Origin of the sequence: Paraburkholderia sp. LEh10 (assembly GCF_017814945.1) — a bacterium.
Classification (GTDB): domain Bacteria; phylum Pseudomonadota; class Gammaproteobacteria; order Burkholderiales; family Burkholderiaceae; genus Paraburkholderia.
Genome location: NZ_JAGIPX010000026.1, coordinates 30,487 through 54,715, shown reverse-complemented (window position 1 = coordinate 54,715; position 24,229 = coordinate 30,487). Strand labels below are relative to the sequence as shown.

At 61.2% G+C, this 24,229-nt stretch carries 25 protein-coding genes; 13 read left to right on the top strand and 12 right to left on the bottom strand.

Annotated features, from left to right (window positions below; all coding sequences use genetic code 11):
- Positions 1–377: 377 nt before the first annotated feature.
- The gene (gene parA, locus J8I87_RS21935; RefSeq protein ID WP_209933980.1) at positions 378–1,040 is read left to right on the top strand and encodes a ParA family partition ATPase; all 663 of its coding nucleotides are present in this window, start codon (positions 378–380) and stop codon (positions 1,038–1,040) included.
- A gap of 24 nt (positions 1,041–1,064) precedes the next feature.
- Complete coding sequence (locus tag J8I87_RS21930; protein ID WP_209933979.1) at positions 1,065–2,126, top strand: ParB/RepB/Spo0J family partition protein; 1,062 nt, start codon at positions 1,065–1,067, stop codon at positions 2,124–2,126.
- A gap of 62 nt (positions 2,127–2,188) precedes the next feature.
- On the opposite strand, the gene J8I87_RS21925 is transcribed toward J8I87_RS21930, so the two are convergent.
- Positions 2,189–3,538, bottom strand: coding sequence for a replication initiation protein (locus tag J8I87_RS21925; RefSeq protein WP_209933978.1), 1,350 nt, complete (start codon positions 3,536–3,538; stop codon positions 2,189–2,191).
- Positions 3,539–5,400: 1,862 nt separating this feature from the next.
- On the opposite strand from J8I87_RS21925, the gene J8I87_RS21920 reads away from it, so the two are divergent.
- Complete coding sequence (locus tag J8I87_RS21920; protein WP_209933977.1) at positions 5,401–6,606, top strand: DNA-binding protein; 1,206 nt, start codon at positions 5,401–5,403, stop codon at positions 6,604–6,606.
- Positions 6,607–6,669: 63 nt separating this feature from the next.
- Here the strand turns inward: J8I87_RS21920 and J8I87_RS21915 are convergent, their stop codons facing one another.
- The 3 genes from J8I87_RS21915 to J8I87_RS21905 form a co-directional block, all read right to left on the bottom strand.
- Positions 6,670–7,758, bottom strand: a complete 1,089-nt coding sequence (locus J8I87_RS21915) for a tyrosine-type recombinase/integrase (RefSeq protein ID WP_209933975.1) — start codon at positions 7,756–7,758, stop codon at positions 6,670–6,672.
- Positions 7,759–7,988: 230 nt separating this feature from the next.
- Entirely contained in the window at positions 7,989–8,381 is a 393-nt protein-coding gene (locus tag J8I87_RS21910) for a DUF2471 family protein (RefSeq protein WP_245254068.1), read from the bottom strand.
- 92 nt (positions 8,382–8,473) lie between these two features.
- Positions 8,474–9,088, bottom strand: a complete 615-nt coding sequence (locus tag J8I87_RS21905; RefSeq protein WP_209933974.1) for a helix-turn-helix domain-containing protein — start codon at positions 9,086–9,088, stop codon at positions 8,474–8,476.
- Positions 9,089–9,232: 144 nt separating this feature from the next.
- On the opposite strand from J8I87_RS21905, the gene J8I87_RS21900 reads away from it, so the two are divergent.
- Complete coding sequence (locus J8I87_RS21900) at positions 9,233–10,432, top strand: glycine C-acetyltransferase (RefSeq protein ID WP_209933973.1); 1,200 nt, start codon at positions 9,233–9,235, stop codon at positions 10,430–10,432.
- 18 nt (positions 10,433–10,450) lie between these two features.
- Entirely contained in the window at positions 10,451–11,479 is a 1,029-nt protein-coding gene (gene tdh / locus J8I87_RS21895) for an L-threonine 3-dehydrogenase (protein ID WP_209933972.1), read from the top strand.
- 23 nt (positions 11,480–11,502) lie between these two features.
- On the opposite strand, the gene J8I87_RS21890 is transcribed toward tdh, so the two are convergent.
- Complete coding sequence (locus J8I87_RS21890) at positions 11,503–12,138, bottom strand: YceI family protein (protein WP_209933971.1); 636 nt, start codon at positions 12,136–12,138, stop codon at positions 11,503–11,505.
- A 116-nt stretch (positions 12,139–12,254) separates the two neighbouring features.
- Here J8I87_RS21890 and J8I87_RS21885 point away from each other — a divergent pair, with 116 nt between their 5' ends.
- The 3 genes from J8I87_RS21885 to J8I87_RS21875 all read left to right on the top strand — a co-directional run bounded on the left by J8I87_RS21885 (position 12,255) and on the right by J8I87_RS21875 (position 14,164).
- Positions 12,255–12,914, top strand: coding sequence for a TetR/AcrR family transcriptional regulator (locus J8I87_RS21885; protein ID WP_209933970.1), 660 nt, complete (start codon positions 12,255–12,257; stop codon positions 12,912–12,914).
- A 22-nt stretch (positions 12,915–12,936) separates the two neighbouring features.
- Positions 12,937–13,413, top strand: coding sequence for a nuclear transport factor 2 family protein (locus J8I87_RS21880; protein WP_209933968.1), 477 nt, complete (start codon positions 12,937–12,939; stop codon positions 13,411–13,413).
- 223 nt (positions 13,414–13,636) lie between these two features.
- A complete protein-coding gene (locus J8I87_RS21875; protein WP_209933967.1) occupies positions 13,637–14,164 on the top strand; it encodes a hypothetical protein in 528 nt (175 codons plus the stop codon).
- Here J8I87_RS21875 and J8I87_RS21870 read toward each other — a convergent pair.
- Genes J8I87_RS21870 through J8I87_RS21860 form a run of 3 tightly spaced genes read right to left on the bottom strand, consistent with a single transcriptional unit; the run spans position 14,148 to position 15,242 of the window.
- Positions 14,148–14,642: a substrate binding domain-containing protein gene (locus J8I87_RS21870; RefSeq protein ID WP_209933966.1), complete on the bottom strand. Its 495-nt coding sequence runs from the start codon at positions 14,640–14,642 to the stop codon at positions 14,148–14,150. The genes J8I87_RS21875 and J8I87_RS21870 overlap by 17 nt on opposite strands.
- 1 nt (position 14,643) lies before the next feature.
- Positions 14,644–14,979, bottom strand: coding sequence for an MFS transporter (locus tag J8I87_RS21865; RefSeq protein WP_209933965.1), 336 nt, complete (start codon positions 14,977–14,979; stop codon positions 14,644–14,646).
- The gene (locus J8I87_RS21860; RefSeq protein WP_209933964.1) at positions 14,964–15,242 is read right to left on the bottom strand and encodes an MFS transporter; all 279 of its coding nucleotides are present in this window, start codon (positions 15,240–15,242) and stop codon (positions 14,964–14,966) included. Before J8I87_RS21860 ends, J8I87_RS21865 begins: the two co-directional genes overlap by 16 nt.
- Positions 15,243–15,600: 358 nt before the next feature.
- Here J8I87_RS21860 and J8I87_RS21855 point away from each other — a divergent pair, with 358 nt between their 5' ends.
- The gene (locus tag J8I87_RS21855) at positions 15,601–16,470 is read left to right on the top strand and encodes a LysR family transcriptional regulator (RefSeq protein WP_209933963.1); all 870 of its coding nucleotides are present in this window, start codon (positions 15,601–15,603) and stop codon (positions 16,468–16,470) included.
- A gap of 18 nt (positions 16,471–16,488) precedes the next feature.
- Here the strand turns inward: J8I87_RS21855 and J8I87_RS21850 are convergent, their stop codons facing one another.
- A complete protein-coding gene (locus J8I87_RS21850) occupies positions 16,489–17,475 on the bottom strand; it encodes a zinc-dependent alcohol dehydrogenase family protein (protein ID WP_209933961.1) in 987 nt (328 codons plus the stop codon).
- A 400-nt stretch (positions 17,476–17,875) separates the two neighbouring features.
- Positions 17,876–19,648: an ATP-binding protein gene (locus tag J8I87_RS21845; RefSeq protein ID WP_209933960.1), complete on the bottom strand. Its 1,773-nt coding sequence runs from the start codon at positions 19,646–19,648 to the stop codon at positions 17,876–17,878.
- Positions 19,649–19,846: 198 nt separating this feature from the next.
- Between J8I87_RS21845 and J8I87_RS21840 the strand changes: the two genes are divergently transcribed.
- The gene (locus J8I87_RS21840; protein WP_209933959.1) at positions 19,847–20,248 is read left to right on the top strand and encodes a GFA family protein; all 402 of its coding nucleotides are present in this window, start codon (positions 19,847–19,849) and stop codon (positions 20,246–20,248) included.
- Positions 20,249–20,424: 176 nt separating this feature from the next.
- Here J8I87_RS21840 and J8I87_RS21835 read toward each other — a convergent pair whose 3' ends face one another.
- Positions 20,425–20,577, bottom strand: coding sequence for a hypothetical protein (locus J8I87_RS21835; protein ID WP_209933958.1), 153 nt, complete (start codon positions 20,575–20,577; stop codon positions 20,425–20,427).
- 237 nt (positions 20,578–20,814) lie between these two features.
- Between J8I87_RS21835 and J8I87_RS21830 the strand changes: the two genes are divergently transcribed.
- From J8I87_RS21830 to J8I87_RS21820, 3 genes are all read left to right on the top strand, one after another.
- Entirely contained in the window at positions 20,815–21,105 is a 291-nt protein-coding gene (locus J8I87_RS21830) for a hypothetical protein (protein ID WP_209933957.1), read from the top strand.
- 173 nt (positions 21,106–21,278) lie between these two features.
- Entirely contained in the window at positions 21,279–21,560 is a 282-nt protein-coding gene (locus J8I87_RS21825; protein WP_209933956.1) for a DUF6723 family protein, read from the top strand.
- Positions 21,561–21,678: 118 nt separating this feature from the next.
- Positions 21,679–22,419 (top strand): SDR family NAD(P)-dependent oxidoreductase, encoded by a 741-nt coding sequence (locus J8I87_RS21820; RefSeq protein ID WP_209933955.1) that lies wholly within the window; start codon positions 21,679–21,681, stop codon positions 22,417–22,419.
- Between the two features lie 10 nt (positions 22,420–22,429).
- On the opposite strand, the gene hpnR is transcribed toward J8I87_RS21820, so the two are convergent.
- Positions 22,430–23,971: a hopanoid C-3 methylase HpnR gene (gene hpnR / locus J8I87_RS21815; protein WP_209933953.1), complete on the bottom strand. Its 1,542-nt coding sequence runs from the start codon at positions 23,969–23,971 to the stop codon at positions 22,430–22,432.
- Positions 23,972–24,229: the final 258 nt, after the last annotated feature.

Genomic DNA, 24,229 nt, shown 5'->3' with positions numbered 1-24,229 from the left:
CTTGCATGTCCCTCCCAGTTTATGCGCATAACGTTCGTACGGTTTCCGTCGACGAAGCGTTGCTAAGCGCTGGCCGACGTGCCAAGCGCTTTGGGATCTTTATGCGCATAAACCGGGATGGCGTTTATAAACGCCGATGTAGCCGTCCGAGCGCTGTTGAATATGCGCTCCGTATTCCGCCCGACTGCTTCGAGTCCCATTCCCCGTTCGTCGAAGTCCTTTCCATCGCTCTCCCTCCGCAGACGATGTCCTCACGCTTGCTTTATGCGCATAAACCTCTGCCAAACGTCCTATATCTGTTGGAAATAAACAAAAACGTTTGAACTAAAAAATCGACAAGGTAAAATTCAGCGGCGTCCAAAAAGAGGAGGTGAACATTGGCAGCAGAAATCATCGCGGTTACACAGCAAAAGGGCGGGGTCGGTAAGAGCACAATTGCGATGCACCTCGGCGCAGCCTTTCACGAAAGAGGCAAGCGCGTGCTTGTAGTCGACGCTGACGGGCAAAACACCCTCATCCACTGGGCTAGCGCGTCTTCAGATAGTGAGTCCGGCATTCCGTTTCCCGTAGTCAACCTCTCTGAGGCAGGCGCGCAGATTCATCGCGAAATCAAGAAATTCGTCGCCGACTACGATCTGATCGTTGTCGACTGTCCTCCCTCCATTACTGAGAAAGTTTCCGGCGTAGTCCTTCTAGCGGCAACGGTTGCGGTTATTCCGACGTCTTCGTCCCCGGCGGACTATTGGTCGAGCGTAGGACTCGTCAAACTCGTCCAGCAGGCACAAGTCATGAATGAAGACCTGCGCGCGGTCTTTTTGCTAAACAAGACGGAAGAGAAGCGAATGCTCACGCGAGAGTTGAAGCGTGCGTTGGAAGAACTCGGCTTCCCGCTTCTGCGTACCCAGATTCCGACACGCGAGGCCTACAAACAGGCGATGGCCCTCGGCCAAACCGTATTGCAGATGAACGACCGGGGCGCCAAACTCGCCAGCCTCGAGATCCGCGCATGTGCCGATGAGATCGCTGCCCTGCTACCCTGAATTTATGCGCATAAAGGTACTTGAATGAAACCGTCCCAATTCGCCAAAGGCTTCCAGGCACGCCCCGATACGACCAGTAGCGAAAAGCGCACGGCGCTCGATCGGCTCAACGCGATCGACGGGCTCGTGCAGAGCGCGCCCAAGGCTGCCAACGTCGCCGCATTCAAGCCCCCCCCTGTCCCGTCGACACTCCCGAACGAATCGGACTCGATCGATTCAGCGAACGAGTCGAGCGAATATCGCGCTTGGCGAGCTGAGCATGGCTACCGTCCTGGCCAGATCATTGAGCTCCCACTGAAGGCGATCAAGCCAAGTCCTTTTAATCCGCGATACTTCTATTTGAAGTCGTCGATAGCAGAACTTGCCGTCAACCTCGCGAAGCAAGGGCAGCAGCAGGCCATCCACGTTATTCCCGATTACGACAATCCGGGTAGCTACTTCGTCAGCGATGGTGGTCGGCGCGTCCGCGCGTTGAAGGAGGCGAACAAGGAAACGGTGAAGGCGATCGTCATCGATCTGCCTATCGGGATTCAGAGCTATAAGCTCGGTTACGATCTCAATGTCCAGCGCGACTCGCAGACGGTGTTCGACAACGCCATCGTATGGCGCCGCTTTCTGGACGAGCGACACTTCCAAAGCCAGAAGGAACTCGCTGACCATCTCGGTCTGGACGAGTCGACCATCGCAGTCGCGCTGTCGATTGCGAAACTGCCGGAAACGGTGATGCAGGAAATGGTGGCGCGGCCAGATCGATTCGGCTCGAACATGGCGTATCAGGTCGGCCGATACCACACGGCCCGCGGAACCGATGCGACGCTTCGCCTGATCAACAAGATTCTCTCCGACGATCTGAGCACGCGTCAGGTCGCGGACATCGTCAAGGGAAGGGCGACCGCGCAGGACAGCGCAAAGCCGACGGGACGTCAGCGTTACGCGCAGCGGCTCGATATCAAGCTGGGTGGTGTTTCCGTCGGCGATCTGAAGTCGTATGGAGACGATCGACTTGAACTGAAGTTGCGGGGATTATCGCGCGAAAAGCGCGACGAAATACTTCGGCAGATCGAGCAGATGTTATCGGAGCAGTAAAACACCGCTAGGGAAAAGGTGCGCCAACAGCGGCGCACTACATCAAACGCACGACGTCACATTCAGGCGGCTCGCGACTGACTCAAAGTGAACGCGAGCAGATCGCCATCCGTCGGCTCGCCCCAGGTCTTGCGCGCGAGCCAGTCGAAGAACGCTGTTTCGGTCAACTTGGACTCCAAGCCACGTCGACGCCAATCGTCTCGCAGATGAGCGCCGAGGCCCGGCAATTCGTCTTCCTCGAACGAGTTGCGTGCGAGTTCGCGCTCCCCCTCTCCCTGTTCCTCGTAAAGCGCCTGGGCCTCCTTGCGCCGATATGCCATGTACTCGCCGAGCAGGCGAGCCTTCAGATCATCGGCGGGCGCCGTCGCTGCACCTTTGCCAGCGGGGGTTGACGGCAACGCGTCCACGGGCGGCGCATAACCCTTCTTCAATGCGTCCTTGAACAATGCGGGTGCGCTGCGCACTGGTGGCAACGTCGTACTGCGCATACGCTGCTCCGTCATCTGCAGAGCGGCACGGATACGGTTTTCCTCGCTATCGGCGTAAAGCGTCTGCGCTTCCTTGAGCGGGATGCCGATCTTGACCATCCGGTCGACGAGCGTGCTATCGAAGACGTTCGGATGCTCGTCGAGCGCGAGCATCGGCTGCTTGCGCTCGGTCACGCGAAACTGGATTTCAGCGACGCGACGACCTTCGCGATGCTCGATCAGTTCGACGAAGATATTCGTGACAGCGTTGACTTCAGCGATCGCGGGACGCAGATAGTCGCGCTTGAAATATTTGTACTCGCGCTTCGCCTCGTCGCCTGCTTCCGTGTCGGGCGTACCCGAGAGGATTGGCCGCCACCATTCCCACGCTTCGCGCATTGTCAGATGGCTCGGATTCGTCAGGTAGCGCACGCAGATCTCGTACAACGCGAGTCCTGCGCTGCTGCGCAACTGGCTTTGGAACTGCAGGCTCAACCGCGCGTATTGCACCGGATCGAGCAGTTTCTTTTTGATTTTTGGCGCGAACGAGAATTCGACCCAGACGCGACGTGTTGTCGGATCTTCGAGAATTTCGGCGTCGGCGATCAGCGTCGAAATACCCCATTTGCGGCCAGGCTTCTGGCTCGACGTGCCCTGACTCCATTCGACCTGCACGGAAACCATGCGACGCAGGTGTTCCTTGACGAGCGCGGTGTCATTCGAATCGAACGCAGAGTTGGCGACGATGTCCGAAAGTAGCGCGCGATAGGTGTCGCCCGATTCGTCCGCCTGCTGCGCGACCGCGAGCAAGACGTTGAATAGCTTGCGGGTGAGAAGCGTGATCTTGCCGCTCTTGGGCTGAATGGCGATCGCCTCGACGGCTTTGCGCAATTCGGCGGAGCTTGGGCTCACCACATCGGTTTTTTTCGCGCGCTTCGTGGCCATGCGTCGAGTCAGGAAGAGATTTTGCGAAAGCATACCGGCTGCGGTGATACGCGTCTATAGCGCCTTTCTCACCTACTCGGGGTGAAATCTGTTTACGATAGCTGACTCACCAGGAGATGCTCCCGAAAAGCCTCACCTGAGAGGCCTGGGCCCATTGCGCCACAGCTTTGGTGGTCGCGGCACTCGCTCGGACAGGGGAGAAATCGTGCCCGCAATCGCCGTTAACGGCGTCCCGTAAGGACTCACCTTTCTGGACGTCGCGAATATGCGACGGACTCGAAGTCGGTCACGGTAAGCGGGCTCGTGGATGCCGGGTCGAGCCTATGCGCTCAGCAATGACGTGGGTCACGACCTCGGCTTCAAATGAGGTGCGTCGCATGAAACGTGCACCGTCACCTTCAGCAAAAGCACGTCGGCGCGGCCGCCTGCCCGTCATCCATCCATCTCGCGCATCGGCACCGGCATCTGCTGGACGAAGTCCCGAAAACCCTCACCTTTACGGGCGTGACAACAGGACTCCGCGAGGACTTCCGGCCTGGCGCACGAGGCATCAGTGCCAAAACGGTCCCGAAAACGCTCACCTATTGCGTCTGATACGACCGCAGCCGAACCAGGCTTTGGCGCGCGGACTCTATCCCGCAGAATCTCACCTTCGCCAAGTCTACCCGAGAAAATCCCATAAATTCAGTCACTTAGTCAGAATTGGCATGCGCCTTCAGAAAAAATGACACGCGGCGCGCTCCCGAATACTCTCACCCTTTTCGAATGAGAGAGCGAAATGGCATTCGTAGCGCCGATCCGCGACGCCCCCGAAAAGCCTCACCTTTGTCGGATTCGTCAAATTGCCGTTTTGTATCCCGGATCCCGCAAATACGGCCTCTCGGGCCTGACAGTCGCGTCGTTGCGCCCGTATCGCCTCACCTTAAGGTCAACATCGGCAGTAGCGACGTCCTGTAAAGGCTCACCTTTAAGCCTTGGCCCGACGCGACTGGCCCAAGATATGCGTAAAAAGCGCGCTCCCGAATCCGCTCACCTTCCCGACTTGTACGTCCCAAACTGGGGTTTCGATAGCAAACGAGCAGTTGAAGCACTCCCGAAAAGGCTCACCTTGACGGTCCGCGCGTCGACAAATACCCCACAAAAGCCACGCCGGCCCCGAATAATCTCACCTCTCCGTGCTTTTTCTTCCCGCGGAAGCTCACCAAACGGCTCGGACGCCCTCAAAACGAGCCGAAGCGGCTGCCAATTCTGCATCCTGAATCCGCTCACCGGGCATATGTCGGAGTGAAAGGGTCCGTACTCAACGTTTACAGGGAACTCCTCGACTGCACATCCCGAAAATGCTCACCTGTGTCGCCGGCGACTATTCCGGCTGGTCCTGAAGCCACTCACGAACCCTCCCGACGTGGCTCACCTCGATCCCCGAACCCCATCACTGTGAGATCCCGGGAACTCTCACCACCTGTCCCGTAAACCTTCACCCGATCGGCCGCTCAGCCTTGTCCAGTAAGCGTTTCCGCTGGCGTTAACGTTTTTAACTGGGGTTCAAGGTGTTTACTTTTATTACTCTCAACGCGCCCCCGCGAGTTCTTCGACAACGCATCTCCCAACCTAGCCCATGTACAACCGCCCGTGAAACAGTGCCACAACGACAGTGTCGAATGGAAAAGGGTTCTATAACAACGGGTTAGAGAGTATTCTTCGATTTGTTTCACGTTCGTACGGGCACGATTCAATTCGTCGCGCCGAATTCAGCGCAAAAAGGTCATCCGTGGTGAGAAAGACCCAAGTGCAGCAAAAATCGTAGCAAACGCTACGTAAATTGTTATGATTCGTCGAATTACCGCCATACTGAGGTCAACATGAATCTGGACGAAGAACGCCAGGCCATCCGAAAAGAACTCGATACGATGCGCGCGTCCGGTGCGCGTCGTCAGGATTTGTCGCTCCATGCCTGCAAGCGCCTGTTCTTCGACCTCGGTATTCGCCCGTCGATGGCTGCTGTGCGTGAATTAACGCAAACGGGCAGCGCGAGCGACATCCCAAAGGACATAGATAGCTTCTGGGAACGCATCCGGTCGGCGTCGCGCGTACGTGTTGGCGCAGGTGTGATTCCGAAAGCCCTTGAGGAGCGTGCGGGCGAGCTACTCGGTGCGTTGTTCGAAGAGGCGCTGGTACAGGCAAAGGCCTCGCTCGACGAAGAGCGACGGGAGCTGCAAGCGCTGGTCGCCGCGGCCGAGCGTGACTCTCATGAGGGCAGGATTCGAAAAGAAGTTTCCGAAGAAGCCATCCAGCGCAGCGAAGCGCGCGCCGATGCGGCTTGGGAGCGCGTGCGCCTTCTTGAGACGCAGCTTGCTTCGTCTAATACCAGCGAGTCGGCTCACCAGGAAGCGCTAAAGGCGTCTGTCAGGCGACTTGAAGCTGAAAAAGAGTCTTTGCATAAACGTCTCGATAGCGAGCAATCGACGAATGCAGGGCTGCGTGACCGGCTCGACACATTGCAGAGCGAAATGCGCCATAACACCGAGCACTACGCGCAACAGATCAAGGACGCGGTCGCCGAAGCAGAACGGCGCGTCAAGCCGATGCTCGTGGAACTCGACTCGTTACGCGCGATGGCGGCCACATATCAGGCTGGCGTGCGCGATGCGAGCAAAAAGGAGTTTGATTTCATCCAGCAACTGGCCGCTGCGAAAGCGCGTGGCGACCGCCTCGATGCCCAGTTGCGTGAGCAGTCGGACGAACTCGATCTGTTGACGCGCCAGATGGCGGCGTTGCGCGCTCAGCAAGGTATCGATCCCGCTGTCGCCGACTTGTTGTGCCAGTTGGCGAACACCGGAAGACTTAGCGCCGAGGAACTCGAAACGATCGGCACCGCGATCGACGGCCACGTTACTGTTCCCGCACGTTGCCCGAAGTGCGCTGAAGGTGAGCCCGAACTCTCGCAGGTCGGTCACCGTTATGAACTGCTGTGTCCTGAATGTGAGCATTCGTCAGGAACGGGCAGCTCGCGCTTGACGGCCGTGACGCGGTTCATGTCGATGGCGCAAACTTCCGCCGTGTCCTGACTGGAGACCGCTTTCGATTTTTCGAAAGCGCCCAAGAGCGTTAAGGTGAGCGTTTTCGGGAAGTTAATGGTGAGGATTTTCGGGGCCGTTCGGATCGTCGTCCTGCGTGGCGCCGGGCGTGGCGGGAAACGCGGATATTCCCGCGAACTGTTTCTCCTCGTCGAATTTCTCCTGTTCATTCCAGGCTTTCCATGCGCGATGTAGTCGGTTTGCGGAAACGGCCTGCGCAAATCCGAGCCACTGGCCGACAACCTCCGGTCCCACCCCACTTTCGAACAGATCAGCCGCGAAAGTGTTGCGTAACGTATGAGGGCTTGCGCGTGCTTCTCGAGACTGGCTGATTCCCGACGCCTCGACAAGCGCGTCAACGGCTCTCAGCATGGTCGCCTTGTGCATCGGACGTCCGGATGGCGAGGCCGGAAAGACCAGGTCGCCAGGCAGTCCAGCTTGCTTTCGCTCTTCGAGCCACGCGTCAATGATCGACACCGCGAACGGCGCAAGGCGTGTGCGTCGAGTGAATAGCGGATTTGACGCCTCAATCACCACCCACGGCGAGCCCGGTGTCATGCAACTAACCCCGAGCGATCGCGCCTCGCCTGTTTTGATGCCGCCGCCAAGAAAGGCAGCAATCAATGCGCGATCGCGACGTTCGCGCCAGCGCTGCGCTGGCGACAGATGCGTAACGGGCGAAAAAAGATGCGTGATCAGCGCCGTGCGTTCGGCAATCGCGAGAAATCCGGTTGGCTCGTTGTCACGTGCGTTGCGCCATTCTGCTTCGCCATCCTGAGCGATGAAACGCGCGGGGTTGGTGGACGCCAATTCGATCTCTCGCACGTGATCGAGTACACGCTCGATCAAGCGCAAATACCTGGCACGCTGTGGCTTTCGGATAGACAGGCCGGAAACGAACTCGCCGATCGACGCCATATCGACGGTGATGAGATTCTTATGACGGAGTTCGAGCCATTCAAGGAAAAGTCCCCACTGTGCCCGGTACACGTCCGCGGACGAATTACGAAAATTTTGGCTGGCGAGCCAGGTATCGAATGCGGTGCGTGGATCGAGCAGCCAATCCTGACGTTCACGATCGAACAGGTCAGTGCTTTCAGGTGCTTGCTTCGGGGAGGAGCGAATGGGATCGGTGGACGTCATCGTCTATCCTTCCGTCAGTTGCATGAAAATGATTGTAATCGGCGACACGACGAGTGGTTGGCTGTGACAAGCGTTAGGGAACGACCGGGATTGACGTTGTTTCGGCAAAGCGCCGTGGTCTTCGCAGAGCGCGAGGCAGTACACCCGCGCAGACTTTACGCGCATAAACTTCCGCCACCCGTGTGTCCGTCCGGTAAGCCCGCGCACGGGCAAACACATCCGGACATCGATTACCCGCCCCATGCGCGTCCGACGCCTTTGGTGATGGCGCGCTGCGAGCCTATCTTGGGCTTCGACTTTCGCGCCTCGTCATAAGCAGCAACAGCGAATGCGAACACAGCCGGCAATGCATTCGACTGCCCGAAGTCAACGGGATCGTCGGTCTCGGGAAAATGGAAATCGTCGGGTCGTTGAAACAGCCCGAGCATGAGCGGATCGTGCCGGCTCGCAAAACCCAGATCGGCGAGCGCTTCCGCTTCGATGGCGTGCAATAGGCGCCACGTGAGCGGCACTTGCTGCACGATGTAACGTCCTGCGATATGCCGGACGATATGTTCAAGGTCGCGCGCCGCGGACTTGAAGCGCAGCGCAGCCAGATGCTGTTCGTTGTTCAGCTTATTCATTCTTCGGCTCCGTCGGACTGCCTATACTGTACAAATATACAGTATCAACTGCAACGGAACAGGCATTGCCGAAGATCAGTTCTCTCGTAACACTATCCGTGGATCACGACCAGCAAGGCCTTCGCCTCGCCCTTCCCCGCGTTGCGAATCGCGTGTGGTTCGTCGGCGACGTAGCGCGCCGTGTCAGCGACTTTCAGGCGCTTGGTCGTTCCGGCCGCTTCGATATCGACGACGCCATGCAGAACAGTCAGATGTTCGCGCGTGCCCGGCTCATGCGCGCTCGAAACCAATGCGCCACCCGCCTGAAGGGTCAACTCATACCATTCGAATTTGCCGGCGAGCTCGATCGGCCCCCACACGCGCAGTTGATATCGCGCATCGTGCCCACTGAGCGTCGGGATGTCATGCGGGCCGGACACCGCAATCGGCTCCGGCGCCTTTTGCGGCGTAAATAGCGAATCGAGACTGACGCCAAGTGCGTTCGTCAGGCGCCACGCGACTGCTATCGTCGGATTTGCCTTGTCCCGTTCGATTTCCGACAGCATCGATTTCGACACGCCCGCAGCCCGCGACAGATCATCGAGCGTCATCTTGCGTTCGTTGCGCAATCGTTGAATCTGCTCGCCGACGCGCGGCGGTGCGGCGACCGTCTGTGCTGCCGTAGCCGCCGTGTTTGATGCGCCTCTGCGCATTCCCGAACTTGCCATTTCCAGACCTATCGTTTAGAGTTGTTCGACATACCGAACTTTAGTTCGAAAAAACGAAAATTTCCGATAAAACTGATCGCCGACTATAACAGGCCGCCGCATCCCATGGTGCGCTGCAAAGCCGGCCAATCAAGGAGCCGTTTCATGCGAGACCCTTTCCTCGCGCATCTGCGCAACACGCTCGACCAGATTCGCGCCGATGGCTTTCATAAGACCGAACGCGTGATCGCGAGTCAGCAATCGTCGGACATCCGGCTCGATAGCGGCGCGCAAGTGCTGAACTTCTGCGCGAACAACTATCTCGGCCTCGCGAACGATACGCGCCTGATCGCCGCAGCAAAAGAAGGGCTCGACAAGGACGGCTTCGGGATGGCCTCGGTGCGCTTCATCTGCGGCACGCAGACGGTGCACAAGGAGCTCGAACATGCGCTGTCCGCGTTTTTGAAAACGGACGATTGCATTCTCTATTCGAGCTGCTTCGACGCGAACGGCGGCCTGTTCGAAACGCTGCTCGACGAGAACGACGCGATCATCAGCGACGAACTGAACCACGCGAGCATCATCGACGGCGTGCGTCTGTCGAAAGCGAAGCGCTACCGTTACAAGAACAATGATCTCGCCGATCTCGAAGCGAAGCTGCGCGAAGCCGATGCAGCGGGCGCGCGTTTCAAGCTGATCGCAACCGACGGCGTCTTTTCGATGGACGGCATCATCGCGGACCTCGCAGGCATCTGCGATCTCGCGGACCGCTACGGCGCGCTCGTGATGGTCGACGATTCGCATGCTGTCGGCTTTATCGGCGAACACGGACGCGGCACGCCCGAACATTGCGGCGTGCTGGATCGCGTCGACATCATCACGGGCACGCTGGGTAAAGCGCTGGGCGGCGCATCGGGCGGCTATGTCGCGGCGCGTCAGGAGATCGTCGATCTGCTGCGGCAGCGCTCGCGTCCCTATCTGTTTTCGAACACGCTCACGCCGAGCATCGCTGCAGCATCGCTGAAAGTGCTCGAACTGCTTGCCAGCGACGAAGGCCGGCAATTGCGCGAACGTGTACGCGCGAACGGCGCGCACTTCCGTCAGGCAATGAGCGCGCACGGCTTCACGCTCGTGCCCGGCGAACATCCGATCATTCCCGTGATGTTTGGCGACGCACAACTCGCATCGGGCATGGCCGATGCGTTACTGAAGGAAGGCGTGTACGTGATCGGCTTTTCGTACCCGGTCGTGCCGAAGGGTCGCGCGCGCATCCGCACGCAAATGAGCGCCGCGCACACGGCGGAACAAATCGATCGCGCCGTGGACGCGTTCGCGCGCGTCGGCCGTTCGCTTGGCGTGATTTGAAACAGGGTATCGATACTAATGAAAGCACTGGCAAAACTCGAACGCGCACCGGGCCTCACGTTGACTCGCGTGAAGAAGCCCGAAGTGGGGCACAACGACGTGATGATCCGCATCACGCGCACCGCGATTTGCGGCACGGACATTCATATCTGGAAGTGGGACGACTGGGCGCAAAAGACGATTCCTGTGCCGATGCATGTCGGTCATGAATACGTCGGCGAGATTGTCGAAATGGGCCAGGAAGTGCGCGGCTTCGCGATCGGCGACCGCGTGTCGGGCGAAGGGCATATCACGTGCGGCTTCTGCCGCAATTGCCGCGCGGGACGCCGCCACTTGTGCCGCAACACCGTGGGCGTCGGCGTGAATCGCGAAGGCGCGTTCGCCGAATATCTCGTCATTCCCGCATTCAATGCGTTCAAGATTCCGCCTGAAATTTCCGACGATCTGGCCGCGATCTTCGATCCCTTCGGCAACGCGGCGCACACCGCGCTGTCGTTCAACCTGGTCGGCGAAGACGTATTGATCACGGGCGCGGGGCCCATCGGCATCATGGCCGTGGCGATTGCGAAGCATGTCGGCGCGCGCAACGTCGTGATCACCGACGTCAACGATTACCGGCTCGAGCTCGCGCGCAAGATGGGTGCGACGCGCGCGGTGAACGTAGCGCGCGAATCGCTGCGCGACGTGATGAGCGATTTGCATATGACGGAAGGCTTCGACGTCGGCCTCGAAATGTCCGGCGTGCCGAGCGCATTCACGTCGATGCTCGAAGCGATGAACCACGGCGGCAAGATCGCGTTGCTCGGCATTCCGCCCGCGCAAACGGCCATCGACTGGACGCAGGTCATCTTCAAAGGCCTCGAAATCAAGGGCATTTATGGCCGCGAGATGTTCGAGACCTGGTACAAGATGGTCGCGATGCTGCAAAGCGGCCTCGATCTCTCGCCGATACTTACGCATCGCTTCGCCGTCGACGATTACGAAAAGGCCTTCGCCACGATGCTTTCCGGCGAGAGCGGGAAAGTGATTCTCGACTGGACCGTCTGAAAGCGCAGCAGACGAATACGCGCTCAACCCGCCGGAGGCCGCGCCGCCTCCGTCTGAATGACGACGTGGATCTCGTCGCCTACGGCGGGATACCACGTCGTCAGCCCGAACTTCGAGCGGCTGAACCGGCCGTCCGCTGAAAAGCCGAGCGTATCGGCTTTCGTCAGCGGATCGCGGCCGTACCCATTGAACGTCACATCGAGCGTGACCGGCTGCGTCACGCCGCGTATCGTCAGATCACCCGTCAGCTTGCCGCGCGCGTCGCCCGTGCGCTCGAAGCGCGTGCTGACGAAACGGATCTGCGGATTGCGCTCGGCCTCGAGCATGTCAGATCCCTTCACCATCTTGTCCAGTTGCGCGACGTTCGTGTCGATGCTCGCCGCGTCGATCGTCACGGTCACCTGGCTCTTGTCGAGCCCGCCTTCCTTCCAGTCGATCTGTCCCGCCACGCGATCGAACCGCATCATGAAGTGCGAATACCTAAAGTGATCGACGTCGAATGTGACGCTCGTGTGATGCGGGTCGAGCTCGTACTCGCCGACAGGCACGCGCGCCTCGGTTTGCGTGACCGTGTGCGTGACGACCTGCAGCGGCGTGCACGCGCCCAGCGCCGCGGCAAGTGCGACCGCCGACACGACGCAGCGAAAAGCGATGCTCATGACAGTCATCCTTTGAACGGTTTTCCGACACGATAATGCATGCAGCGCGAACGCGTCATTTGACGCGAAGCTGGCATTAACTTGACGAAGGAGAATGATCGTTCTACCCTTCGCGGATGGTTACTTCTGATGACACGTCAAACGCTGCGGCCGGCGCGCGCGAGCGGCTGCTCGATGCCGCGGAAGCGCTGATCTACGCGGGCGGCATCCACGCGACGGGCGTTGATGCGATCGTCCGGCAGTCGGGCACCGCGCGCAAAAGCTTCTACACGCATTTCGAATCGAAAGATGCGTTGGTGGCGGCTGCACTCGAGCGGCGCGACGAACGCTGGATGCAATGGTTCATCGACAACACACTGCGCCGCGGCAAGCATCCGCGTGCGCGTCTGCTGGCAATGTTCGACGTATTGCGTGAATGGTTCATGTCGGAAGACTTTCACGGTTGCGCGTTTCTCAACGCAGCGGGCGAGATTGCGTCGGCTGACGATCCCATTCGCGTCGTCGCGCGCGAGCACAAGGAGCGTCTGCTCGATTTCGTGCGGACGCAGTGCGATGCGCACGTCGCGTCGACGGTCGGCGATAGCCGGCGCGCCGCGCGGCTGTCGCGGCAATGGCTGATCCTGATCGACGGGGCGATCGGCGTGGCGCTCGTTAGCGGCGACGCCGATGCAGCGCTCGATGCGCGCGCCGCAGCCGCGCATCTGCTCGATCCCGCAACGACCGAAAATTCTGCAAGTGCAAGCACCCGTTCGCCGAACAGGCGAGCGTCCACCTGACGCAGTTCAACGAGGAAACATCATGGCCGACATCGAAAGACGTCCTCCCGTCCCGCCCTTCACGCGAGAGACAGCGATCCAGAAAGTACGCGCCGCGGAAGATGCGTGGAATACGCGTGAGCCCGAGCGCGTGTCGCTCGCTTACACGCCGCAAAGCAAATGGCGCAATCGTTCAGAGATCTTCTCGGGACGCCCGGAAATCGTCGCGTTTCTCACGCGCAAATGGGCGCGGGAACTCGACTACCGGCTAATCAAGGAACTGTGGGCCTTCACCGATAACCGCATCGCGGTGCGCTTCGCCTATGAATGGCACGACGATTCGGGCAACTGGTTCCGTTCATACGGCAACGAGAACTGGGAGTTCGACGAGAACGGTCTGATGGCCTTTCGCCACGCGAGCATCAACGACAAGCCGATCCGCGAAGAAGAGCGCCTGTATCGCTGGCCGCTCGGCCGTCGTCCCGACGATCATCCAGGGCTGTCGGACCTGGGCCTCTAAAATATTTGTATCGAAACGGTTCGAAACGGTGAACGCGCGCACGACGCGTTCACCGGGCCGGCTTCGTTCGTCCGCTATCGTTGCTGTCTGCACGCGCGTTGTCGTTCCGAGCGCACACTCCACATCAGCTGTAGGAATTGTGGGGTAGAGTGCGCGACTGGAAAGCAATTCGACCAAATCGCGACATTGAAGACGCCGGCGCGCGACCGGTTGCGGAGAGCACATGCCGTTTGCAACGATCAAGAACAAGATACGTCGTGCATGCGTGGCGGGTCTGGTAGCGGGCGTCGGTTTGATCGGGACGTCGGCGGCGCGCGCGGCCGACTGGTGCAGCGGCGGCGTATGGGTCGATGCGATGCTCGCCTCATATCACATCGACCCGGACCCCGGCACGGACTTCGAGCAGTTCAATCCGGGCCTTGGCGTCGAATGCTGGCTCAATGGGCAATGGGCATTGACGGCGGGCGGCTTTCGCAATTCGTTGCGTCGTCCGTCATGGTATGGCGGCGCCGTGTGGGCGCCGGAGTTCGTCCACTGGGGCTTCGTCCGCCTCGCCGCGATTGGCGGCATTATCTCCGGCTATAACTACGGCAGCTGGGGCCTCGGCCACAATCATACGATTGGGCCTGTCGTGGCGCCTATCGTGATGGTCGAATACAAGCGCGTCGGCGCAAACTTCATCCTGGTTCCGCCCATCCCTTCGGATAACCTGCCGTTCACAATCGGGTTTCAGGTCAAGGTGAAGTTCTGAGCGAACCGGCCAGTTCCCGCTCCCACGGTGGGAGCGGTTGCCACGCGGCCGTCAGGCTATCGATGAACATCCGTACTTTCGGCGCGACCTGTCGCCGTGTCGGGTAGATCGCGCGAATCGGCGAACCGCGCGGAGCGAACCGTTCGAGTATCGGCGTCAACTGGCCGCCCCTGATTGCGCTCGCGAGCAGATACGTCGGCAGATGGACGATGCCCACGCCATGTATCGCCGCTTCAACGAGCGCTTCCGCGCTGTCCATGCGCAATCGTCCGTTCAAACAACCCGGCAGCTCGATCGAGCCTCCGACGAAGCTCCACGGTTCAGGCCGTCCAGCACTGACGAACTGCAGGCATTCGTGATCGAGAAGTTCGGCGGGGTCCCACGGCGTGCCGCGTTCGGCGAGATAAGCAGGAGAGGCGCAGGCAAGCAGACGTTGAGTCGCGACAGTCTCGATTACGTCGAGTCGCCAGGTTGCCACGTTACGGCTGGAGCAGTTGCTTCAAGGTCGTGCCACGTGTTCTGAAGGTGACGATTACCGCGAGACTCAGCAGCGCGAGCAATCCACCCGCTCGCATTGTGGCTGCAATTCCGATGTGATCGACTATCGCTCCCCCCAGCGAGCCGAATGCAATCGACACCTTAACCGTCGTTACGAAGAGTGCCGAACACGCTTCAGGGTGATCTGGTGAACTCATCTGCATCCAGACGCTCAGGCACAGCGGAATAGCGCCGTATGCGGCACCCCATACCATCACTGCGGCAATGACGACTGCCTGAGAGGTTTGTAGCAATGGCAACGTCAGCAGCGCCAGCATGATGAGACCGCCCAATGCAAGCAGTGACACCTCAGGTGAAGAGTGACAACCGCCGAAGCAGCGAAATTCGCCACGAAGCCGACAATGCCGAAGCCGAGCAGAACTGGCGCGATCCACGACGCGGGAAATAACGCGTTTCGCTCCAGGAACGGTGCAATGTATGTGTACGCGGTGAAATGGGCCACAAACTGCAACGCGACGAGCAGCAGGCTCCGTCGAACATTGGAGCGCAACAGCATTGCGCCAAGATCGTTCGTCTTCATCGCGGCTTTTGGTGGAATCGTCGGGAGCACGACCCATCGCAACGAATGGTGAGGCTTTTCGGGAGGCTGGATTCGGTGAACATCGACAGCAATCCACACATCACCTCAAGAGCCAAAACACCGGGAAAAAGCCGAAAAAACCGAGCGTATGCAGTTCGCCACGCATCCGAAACAGGTCGCCCGTTCATCAAAGGTGAGCTTTTTCGGGGTGTCGGATGCAGGCACAACCGGCTCCCGAAATCCCTCACCTTTGCGATCCACCCGTGCGAAACGGCCTCGCGCGTCAATCACCGCAACCGCACCGACGCCGTTCATAATCGCAGGCAACCCGATCCATTGCTTGCGGCTGAAGGCGTCTATGAACGATTCGAAACTGGACTGGAGCGACGTCCGAATCTTCCTCGCGGTCGCGCGCTGCGGCACGCTGGGCGCGGCTGCGCGCCAGCTCGGGCAGACCCAGCCGACCATGGGCCGGCGTCTGCGCGCACTGGAAGAAGCCATCGGCCACACGCTCTTTCAACGCACGGCCGAAGGCTTCGTGCTCACCGACGAAGGCCACGCGGTACTGACCTACGCCGAGCGCATGGAAGAAGAGGCGCACGCGTTCATGCGCGCGCTCGCCGGCAACGAGCAGCAATTGTCGGGCGGGCTGCGCGTCTCGTCGTCGGACTGGTACGGCATACACGTGTTGACGCCCGTGTTCGCCGGGTTCCTCGCGCGTCATCCGCAGATGTCGATCGAGCTGATCACCGATTCGCGCCGCTACAACCTCGCGCGCCGCGAAGCCGACCTGGTGTTTCGCATCACGCCGTTCGACGAACCCGACGTGATCCAGCGCAAGCTGATGCATATGGATTACGCGCTCTATGGCCGCATCGATCTCGTCGCGCCCGTGCGCGGTGATGGCAAAGGCCAGTCGCTGATCACCATGGATACGGCATTCGGCGAGTTGCCCGACGTCGCGTGGATCAGGCAGATGCTGCCGAACGCGCACATCGCGTATGCGAGCAACAACCGCGGCGTCCAGGCGCGCATGTGCGCGGAAGGCGGCGGCTTCGCGGTGCTGCCGTGTCCCCTCGGCGACAACACGCCGGGCCTGCGCCGCATCGACCTGGGCGAAGCGCCGCCCGGCCGCGACGTATGGCTTGGCTATCATCGCGACCTGAAGCGCCTTGCACGCCTGCGCGCGTTGCTCGATCTCGTGATCGATCGGCTCGCGAACGTGTGAGCCGCGGAACACACTCCATCAATCGACGTCGACGACGATCTTCCCGCGCGCGGTGCGCTCCGTGATCGCGTCGTACGCGCGTTCCGCCGATGCCAGATCGAAGCGGCGCGGATCGAGATGCGGCGTGAGCTTGCCTTGCTCGACGAGGCGCGTCGCCTCGGCAAGCATCTCGCCATGATGTGCGCGCTGCTCGCCCGTGAGCAGTGGATGGAGCGTGAACACACCTGAATACGTCGCTTCGCGGAACGACAGCGGCGCGAGCGCGTGCGTGCCCCAGCCGAGCGCGCTTACGACATGGCCGAAATGCTTGACGGCTGCGAACGACGCATCGAGTGTCGCGCCGCCGACGGTATCGACGACGAGATCGAATCCTTCGCCCGCGGTCAGTTCGGACACGTATTGTTCGACGGAGCTTGCGGCATAGTCGATCGGCGTTGCGCCGTAGCGCGCGACGACATCGCGATCGCGCGCGCTTGCTGTCGCGAACACCTGCGCGCCGAGCGCGCGCGCAAGCTGAACCGACACGTGCCCGACGCCGCCCGCGCCGCCTTGCACGAGCACGGTCCGGCCGGCCTGCAGGCGCGCCCGGTCGACGATCCCCGCATACGACGTGATGAACGCGAGCGGCAGCGCGGCGGCTTCGCGCATCGACAGATTGGACGGCTTGTGCGCGAGCAGTTGCGCATCGACGGCGGCGTATTGCGCGAGCGATCCCTGAACGCCGCCGACGCCTCCCGTCATCCCGTATACCTCGTCGCCGACCTTGAAGGCTGTGACGTCGGCGCCGAGCGCCGCGACCACGCCCGCGAGATCGATGCCGAGCACGAGCGGCAACGGGTGACGCGCATGCGCGGCGTTGCCTGCACGGATCTTCGTGTCGAGCGGATTGAGGCCGCTTGCGTTGATCCGCACCAGCACCTCGCCGCGCGCGGGCTCGGGGATGGGCAGGGTCGTCGGTTCGAGCGGACCTTTGTACTGGTTGAGAACGAGGGCTTGCATGGACATGATGTGCTCCGGCAGAAGTTGAACGCAGCTGATGAAGAGCATCATCGGCGAAACGCTGAACCCTGGTAAATCAAAGATTTAGCACGACCGCCAAACAGAAATGCATGCCGCGAGAGAGCATTGTCGGCACACGCGGGGTCACGGTGTGTTACCTGGGTCTGCGAACCGAAGCCGGCTTCGCGCAGTTCGTGCGACGTAAAGGTGAGAAGATTCGGGAGTGAGCCGGGAGGGGCGTGAACGCGCACCGAAGAAAGACTCAAACCCTTGATAGATAACGGTTTGCGGGGAGCGTCAAAGTTGCGGTGACGCGCGCTGCGCGATCATAGGTGAGGGTTTGCGGGACTCAGCAAAAGTGACGCCGGAAAGCGGGCCACAACTCACCTTCCGCACCGTGAGGACTTCAGACAAGACCGCTGATGTGTCTGCCGTCGCGATGCGACAGCACATCGGCGAGCCGTTCCATCGATACGGGCTTCGTCAGGTGATAGTCGAAGCCGGCTGCGAGCGCGCGCGACTTGTCGGATTCGGATGAGTAGCCGGTTAGCGCGATCAGGAACATCTGCGCGAGCGCCTTGTTCGAGCGGATCGTGCGCGCCACTTCGAAGCCGTCCATCTCCGGCATGCCGATATCGATGATGCCGACCTCCGGCATCTGCTTTGCAGCGACCTGCACGGCTTCGCGTCCGCTGCGCGCGACCATCACTTCATGGCCCTCCAGTTCGAGCAGCAGGTGCAGTGCGTCGAGCGCGTCCGCGTTGTCGTCGACAAGCAGGATGCGGCTTGGCGCGGCGCCCATCGTGCCCGATACATCGGGTGCGATGGGCGGCTCACGATCGAGAATCGGCAGGCGCAGCGACACGATCGTGCCTCTGCCGACACCCTGGCTGTCGAGTGCGATCGTGCCGTCATGCAGTTCGACGAGCCGCTTCGCGACCGCGAGCCCGATGCCAAGTCCGCCTTCCGAGCGGCGCATGCTGGATGGCGACTGCGCGAACAGTTCGAACACATGGGCGAGCGCTTCGGGGCTCATGCCGACGCCATTGTCTTCGATCACAATCGACAGCATGCCGCCAGGACCGGCGTCGTCGTCTGGGTTATCGGCCTGCACGCGCAGTTGCAGCGTGCCGCCTGCGGGCGTGTACTTGGCCGCGTTCGACAGCAGGTTGCCGATTACCTGGCTCAGCCGCACATGATCGGCGCGTACAAAGACGGGCTGGTCAAGCCCTTCGATTACGAGGCGATGCTTGCGTGCGTCGATGTGATGCTTGAGTGCCGTGATCGCGTCGTACACGATCTCGTTCAGCGACGTGCGGCTGTATTTGATTGCAAGCTTGCCGTGCCGCAGCCGCGCGGCGTCGAGCAGATCGTCGACGAGCGTGCGCAACTGGCGCATCTGCCGGTGTGCGATGGCGAGCACGTCGGTAGCCTGTTCCTCGCCTGCACAGAGCAGCTTGAGCGCGGCGATCGAGCTGTCGATGGGCGCCATCGGGTTGCGCAGTTCATGACCGAGCATCGCGAGGAATTCGTCGCGCCGATGCGCTGCGTCTTCGAGCGCGCGCCGCGCCTGTTGCGCGGCGGTGGCTTCCGCCTCGGCTGCCTGTTGTGCATCGAGCAAGGTCAGCGCGGCGCCCGCAAGCACGGCGAGATTGCCGAGCAGGCGCACGTCTTCGCGGTCGAAACGATGGTCGTCGTGTGAAGCGACCCAGATTGCCCCTAACTGTTTCGCACTGGCGCCGCGCGTCGGGATAGGCGTGACGATGCCTTCCGTGATCTTCGCGCCTGCTTCCCGCAGGCTCTTGAAGTACGCGTGCGGCTCGACGAAAAGTTGCGGCGCCCCGAGTTCGAGCGTCATCCCACATGGGCATTCGGCCCACGCCGTCGTCCTGCCTTCGAAGCCGGCGCACGCACCCGCGACCGCGCGCCAGCGAAACACCGCTTCACCGTCGCTCATGGTTTCGAGCAGACTGATGCCTGCGCTGCCCGCACGGCATGACGCGAGCGCAGCGTCGGCGATCGCCTGTAGCAACGTGTCGCGGCGTCCCGTTTGCGCGCCCGCTACGGTGACGAGCGTGCGCACTTCCGCTGCATGATCGGGCGTGCGCGCCGGCCGGTCTCTCAGATCGTCGGTACGCAATACGCCTGCCCGGCGGGCGCTTTCTATGCCGTGGCTCATGGTGCTCGATCAAATAGGGTTTGTGATGCCGGTAACAGACACGGCCGCACGAAAGGCGGGCGCGCCAGCGGGCGACGCGCCCCCCAATTGACCGAAGTATAGGCGTTGGACTGGAATGGTTGCCGCGATTTCGATGGGCTTGCGCGATGCAGGTACGGTCCGTGCGTAACGATGAGCCAGCGACCTCTGGAGAACGTGATGAATCAACGGGACGTTTATGAAGGCGGCTGCGCGTGCGGCGCAGTGGTTTTCAGGGCGACGGGCTCGCCGCTACGCGTGGGAATGTGTCATTGCATGACGTGTCGGCGGGTGCATGGGTCGGCGTTCGGCTCGTATGCGATATTCGCTTGCGGCGCGGTCTCCTTGACGGGCAGCACACGCGAGTGGCAAAGCTCGGAACAGGGACGGCGTCATTTCTGCCCCGTGTGCGGATCGGTGGCGTTCATGATGTACGCGGACCGGGACGAAATCGATCTGCCGCTGGGCGCGTTCGACGAAACAGGGCTGTTCGAGCCCGCCTACGAACTGTGGTGCACGCGTAAAGAACCGTGGCTGCCGCGCGGCGCGCGCCCGGAATATGACGAGGAGCGTCCGCGTTAAGAGTGTGCTCACGCTGTGCGCGCGCCCGCTGAGCGGCTGAAGAGAAAGACGCGCGAAAACGGCGCAAGGTTAGTAAATAAACGCGCAAAAAAAGCAGCGCAAAAAGCGCCGCCGATCGGGCTCGCGCCCGGCGCGGGCGGATCGATCCGCCCGCGCCGCGATCGCATCGACCGCTGCTATTTCTCGCTCTTCTTGGGAATTTTTGCGCCGGACTTGCGCGCCTGATTCAGCGCGATCGCGACGGATTGCTTCTGCGACTTGCCCGCTTTCTTCTCGGTCTTGATGTTGTGCGAGACCGTTTCCTTCGATGTGCCTTTCTTCAGTGGCATGACGCTCTCCTTTTCCGTTGTCAAAGACGCGCGGCGCCAATCCCTTTCGGCATTGCTGTGCGCCGCTGAAGGCCGCGAATGAACTGCGGTGGCCTGCCAACGAGCGAGCATGGCCCGTTCCCGGCCAGTGCATTGCGTGCGAGGGCCCTGTCGGGCCTGAGTCATGAAGCGCTGGCGGAAAAGCGGTACGTCGTTTGCTGAACTGTTTCTGACGACGCTGGAAGACAGGAGGCTGTCGTGAATTTCTCCTCCAATGCGGTCGGCGCGATAGCGGCAATCTTTGCCGCTATCGCGGCGGTCGGCTACGCGCAGACGGGCTGGCATCCCGCCACGCAGAGCGACAAGTCGATGGCCACGCCCGGCGCGACATCCGGCGAGCTGAAGACGCCGCGACCCGGTCAGTCATCGACGCCCGGCATCTCGGGCGCCGCGTCGGACCCGGGTGTGCTCAACAGCCGGCGTGCGCACAGCAAGCAGGGCGCGCACGACAGCCGAAAGCCCACGATGGACGCGCAGCGAGTGCGTTGATGAACGCGCGACGGCAGCGTCATCGAACGCCGCGCGAGTCGTGCAACGAGTAGTGCAGCAGGCAGCAAAGCAGCCGCGTATTCGCAAGCGTTTGTCACGCGACGACTGCGCCATTTCAATCGATGTGCCGGCAAAAACGCCGCGTCCGGCATGCAGCGTACTGGAGCCGCAACATGACAAGGCCACGGATGATTTTCCCGAAACCGCGTAACACTGTGGCCGCGAAACCCGAGTCGAAGGACGACTATCAGATCTATGCAACGTATCGCCGCACGACGGAAGGCTCGTACATGGGACAATTGAAGGTCGTGCGCAAGACGGACGGGCGCTTGCTGTTTCCTTTTACGGGTGCGCCCGACATCGGTCCGTTCACGGACGGCGACCAGGCGCGCGAGGCCGCGCAACGCCACGGCGAAACGGTCGTGCAGTCGGATCTCGACAACCCCGAACCCTGAGCCGCTGTGCACGCGCGTGCCCGCTTCACGGGCAGACATTCGTATCCGGTGCCTATAATCGCGCGACGGTATGAACGCGGCGCGTTACGACGCGCACTCGTGGACGACGGAGACACGTATGAAGCGTAAGAGCGCAATGGTGATCGGCGTGGGCGCCGAACTTGGTCTGGGCGCGGCGCTGTGCAGGAAGATCGCGGCGAACGGGTATCACGTGATCGTCGCGGGCCGCACGCAGGCGAAGCTCGACGTGGTGACGCAAAGCATCGCGGGCCGGGGTGAATCGGCGGAGCCGTTCGCGATGGACGGCGCATCGGAAGCGGACATCATGCGTCTTTTCGACAAGGCGATGTCCCCGCCTGACGATATCGACCTGCCTTCGCTCGTCATCTACAACGTCGGCAACAACCGGCACATTCCGTTTCGCGATCTGACGGAAGGCCAGATGCAGGATTTTTTGCGCTCAGGGCCGCTCGGCGGCTTTCTCGTGGGACGCGAGGCGGCGCGGCGTCTCGCGCCGCTCGGACGCGGCACGGTGATCTTCACGGGCGCATCGGCGAGCTTGCGCGGCAAACCGGGCTTTGCGCATTTCGCGGCAGCCAAGGCCGGTTTGCGCATGGTCGCGCAGAGCATGGCGCGCGAGTTCGGGCCGCTCGGACTGCACGTCGCGCATGTGGTGATCGACGGCGGCATCGACGGTGAGCGTCTGCGCAGCTCACGCCCGCAAGCCGTCGCCGAGCGCGGCGAGAACGGGCTCCTGAGCGTCGATGCCATCGCCGAAGCGTACTGGCAGATCCATCTGCAGCATCCGTCCGCATGGACGCACGAGATCGATCTGCGGCCCTTCAAGGAGCCGTTCTGAGCACACGCGGCTAACCCGCGCCCATACGGCTCTGATCGACGAACTTCTCGGTCGCGTCGTCGATCTTGCGGCCTTTGCGTCCAGTCGGACCATGCACGTAAAGCACCTTCACGTTGCTCTCTTCCGGCTGCTGCGCGACGGGTGGCGTCATCTCGTAGCGCACTTCGCGCGCGTGATCGCGCAGTTGCAGGTTCGGATTGAACACCGAGTTGAAGCGCCATAGCATGCGCACGAAATTCGTCTGTCCGCGCAAAAGCAACGAAGCCGCTTCGCCCGCCGCGCGATACAGCGCGCCCCAGCCAAGATGCTTGCGGTTGAGCACCTGTTGCGTGCGAACCAGCTCGGCGTAGAACTCGGGCAGCGGCAGCTTCGTCGGCAGCACCGCGTGCTGGATGTCGTAAAGCCGGTAATCGAGGCTCGTCAGTTGCCGCTGTTCGCGCAGCCAGATTTCCGTGCCCGGGTACGGCGTGTTCACGCTGATATTCACGATCTCCGGAATCTCCAGGCACCATTGCCGGATCGTTTCGAACCGCTCGTGGTCCCAGTCGGGATCGGCGATCAGATTGATCGCGACCGTGATGCCGAGCGAGCGCGCAAACGCGAGTGCTTCGAAATTCCTGTCGACGTCGATGCGCTTGCGAAATGCCTTGAGGCCTTCGGCATCGACGGCTTCGAGGCCGATGAACATATATTGCAGGCCGAGCCTGCGCCAATACTCGAAGACTTCCTTGTTACGCAGCAGCACGTCGCCGCGCGTCTCCAGGTAGTACTTTTTGCGAATGCCGCGCCGCTCGACTTCGCGCGCGATCGCCATGCCGTGATCCGCATGCACGAAGGCGACATCGTCGACGATGAAGACGCCCGGCTCGCGGATCGACGCCAGTTCGTCGGCCACCACTTCGGGGCTGCGCGAGCGATAGCTGCGTCCATAGAACGTCCACGCGCTGCAGAATGTGCAGTCCCACGGGCAGCCGCGCGCGAACTCGATCGACGCGCAGGGGTCGAGCACGCCGATGAAATACTTGCGCCGATGCCTCAGCAGATCGCGCGCGGGCCGGATCTGATCGAGGCTTTCGACAAAGCCCGGCGACGGCCCATCGCCTGCGCGCGTGACGACGCCCGGAATGCGCAACAGGTCGTCCTTGCGCGCGACGGCGTCGAGCAATTCGACGATCTTCGCTTCGCCTTCGCCCCTCAGCACGCAGTCGATTGCGCCGTCCGCGTGCCGGAGCATGTCCTTCGCGGTAAACGACGCGCTGTGTCCGCCGACGAACACGAAGCTGCCCGGCATTTGTGCCTTGACCGCCTTCGACAGATCGATGATTTCGGGAATATTGGCGAGATAGTTGCCGGAGAAACAGATGACGTCGGGTCGCCAGCTACGGATGAGTCTGTGCAGCGCGCGATGGGATTCGACCTGCAGGTCGATCAGGCGGATATCGTGGCCGGCTTCGCGTATCACGGCGGCGACGGTTTCGAGTCCGAGCGGTTCGAGCCTCAGGTACACGCGGGTGTACATCAGGCCACTGGGGTGAACAGCGAGCACCTTCATGAGATCTCCTTGCGTCGGAAAGTGCACGCCTGCGCGTTCGATGCGCTGCGTGCCGGGCTTTCGTGCTGGTATCCCTGGTACGGGTCGACTGCTGAGCCTGTGCGTCCTGCCGGACCTCACCGCGGGGGCTCTACGCGATTCTACTGTTCATCGGCGGTGTGTGCGCGAGCGGGGAAATGCGGATTGCGGCGCGGCAAAGGTGAGCGTTTTCAGGAGAGCGCATGCAAGCACGCCGAGCCGGCATACATGCATGGCATG

Coding starts and splice junctions, on each gene's coding strand:
- J8I87_RS21920 (WP_209933977.1), top strand. CDS start 5,401: ATGAATCTGGACGAAGAACGCCAGGCCATCCGAAAAGAACTCGATACG.
- J8I87_RS21825 (WP_209933956.1), top strand. CDS start 21,279: ATGACAAGGCCACGGATGATTTTCCCGAAACCGCGTAACACTGTGGCC.
- J8I87_RS21845 (WP_209933960.1), bottom strand. CDS start 19,648: ATGAGCCACGGCATAGAAAGCGCCCGCCGGGCAGGCGTATTGCGTACC.
- J8I87_RS21860 (WP_209933964.1), bottom strand. CDS start 15,242: ATGAAGACGAACGATCTTGGCGCAATGCTGTTGCGCTCCAATGTTCGA.
- J8I87_RS21915 (WP_209933975.1), bottom strand. CDS start 7,758: ATGACGTCCACCGATCCCATTCGCTCCTCCCCGAAGCAAGCACCTGAA.
- hpnR (WP_209933953.1), bottom strand. CDS start 23,971: ATGAAGGTGCTCGCTGTTCACCCCAGTGGCCTGATGTACACCCGCGTG.
- J8I87_RS21890 (WP_209933971.1), bottom strand. CDS start 12,138: ATGAGCATCGCTTTTCGCTGCGTCGTGTCGGCGGTCGCACTTGCCGCG.
- J8I87_RS21925 (WP_209933978.1), bottom strand. CDS start 3,538: ATGGCCACGAAGCGCGCGAAAAAAACCGATGTGGTGAGCCCAAGCTCC.
- J8I87_RS21930 (WP_209933979.1), top strand. CDS start 1,065: ATGAAACCGTCCCAATTCGCCAAAGGCTTCCAGGCACGCCCCGATACG.
- J8I87_RS21885 (WP_209933970.1), top strand. CDS start 12,255: ATGGTTACTTCTGATGACACGTCAAACGCTGCGGCCGGCGCGCGCGAG.
- J8I87_RS21900 (WP_209933973.1), top strand. CDS start 9,233: ATGCGAGACCCTTTCCTCGCGCATCTGCGCAACACGCTCGACCAGATT.
- tdh (WP_209933972.1), top strand. CDS start 10,451: ATGAAAGCACTGGCAAAACTCGAACGCGCACCGGGCCTCACGTTGACT.
- J8I87_RS21875 (WP_209933967.1), top strand. CDS start 13,637: ATGCCGTTTGCAACGATCAAGAACAAGATACGTCGTGCATGCGTGGCG.
- J8I87_RS21840 (WP_209933959.1), top strand. CDS start 19,847: ATGAATCAACGGGACGTTTATGAAGGCGGCTGCGCGTGCGGCGCAGTG.
- J8I87_RS21855 (WP_209933963.1), top strand. CDS start 15,601: ATGAACGATTCGAAACTGGACTGGAGCGACGTCCGAATCTTCCTCGCG.
- J8I87_RS21910 (WP_245254068.1), bottom strand. CDS start 8,381: ATGAATAAGCTGAACAACGAACAGCATCTGGCTGCGCTGCGCTTCAAG.
- J8I87_RS21835 (WP_209933958.1), bottom strand. CDS start 20,577: ATGCCACTGAAGAAAGGCACATCGAAGGAAACGGTCTCGCACAACATC.
- J8I87_RS21820 (WP_209933955.1), top strand. CDS start 21,679: ATGAAGCGTAAGAGCGCAATGGTGATCGGCGTGGGCGCCGAACTTGGT.
- J8I87_RS21880 (WP_209933968.1), top strand. CDS start 12,937: ATGGCCGACATCGAAAGACGTCCTCCCGTCCCGCCCTTCACGCGAGAG.
- J8I87_RS21905 (WP_209933974.1), bottom strand. CDS start 9,088: ATGGCAAGTTCGGGAATGCGCAGAGGCGCATCAAACACGGCGGCTACG.
- J8I87_RS21850 (WP_209933961.1), bottom strand. CDS start 17,475: ATGTCCATGCAAGCCCTCGTTCTCAACCAGTACAAAGGTCCGCTCGAA.
- J8I87_RS21865 (WP_209933965.1), bottom strand. CDS start 14,979: ATGCTGGCGCTGCTGACGTTGCCATTGCTACAAACCTCTCAGGCAGTC.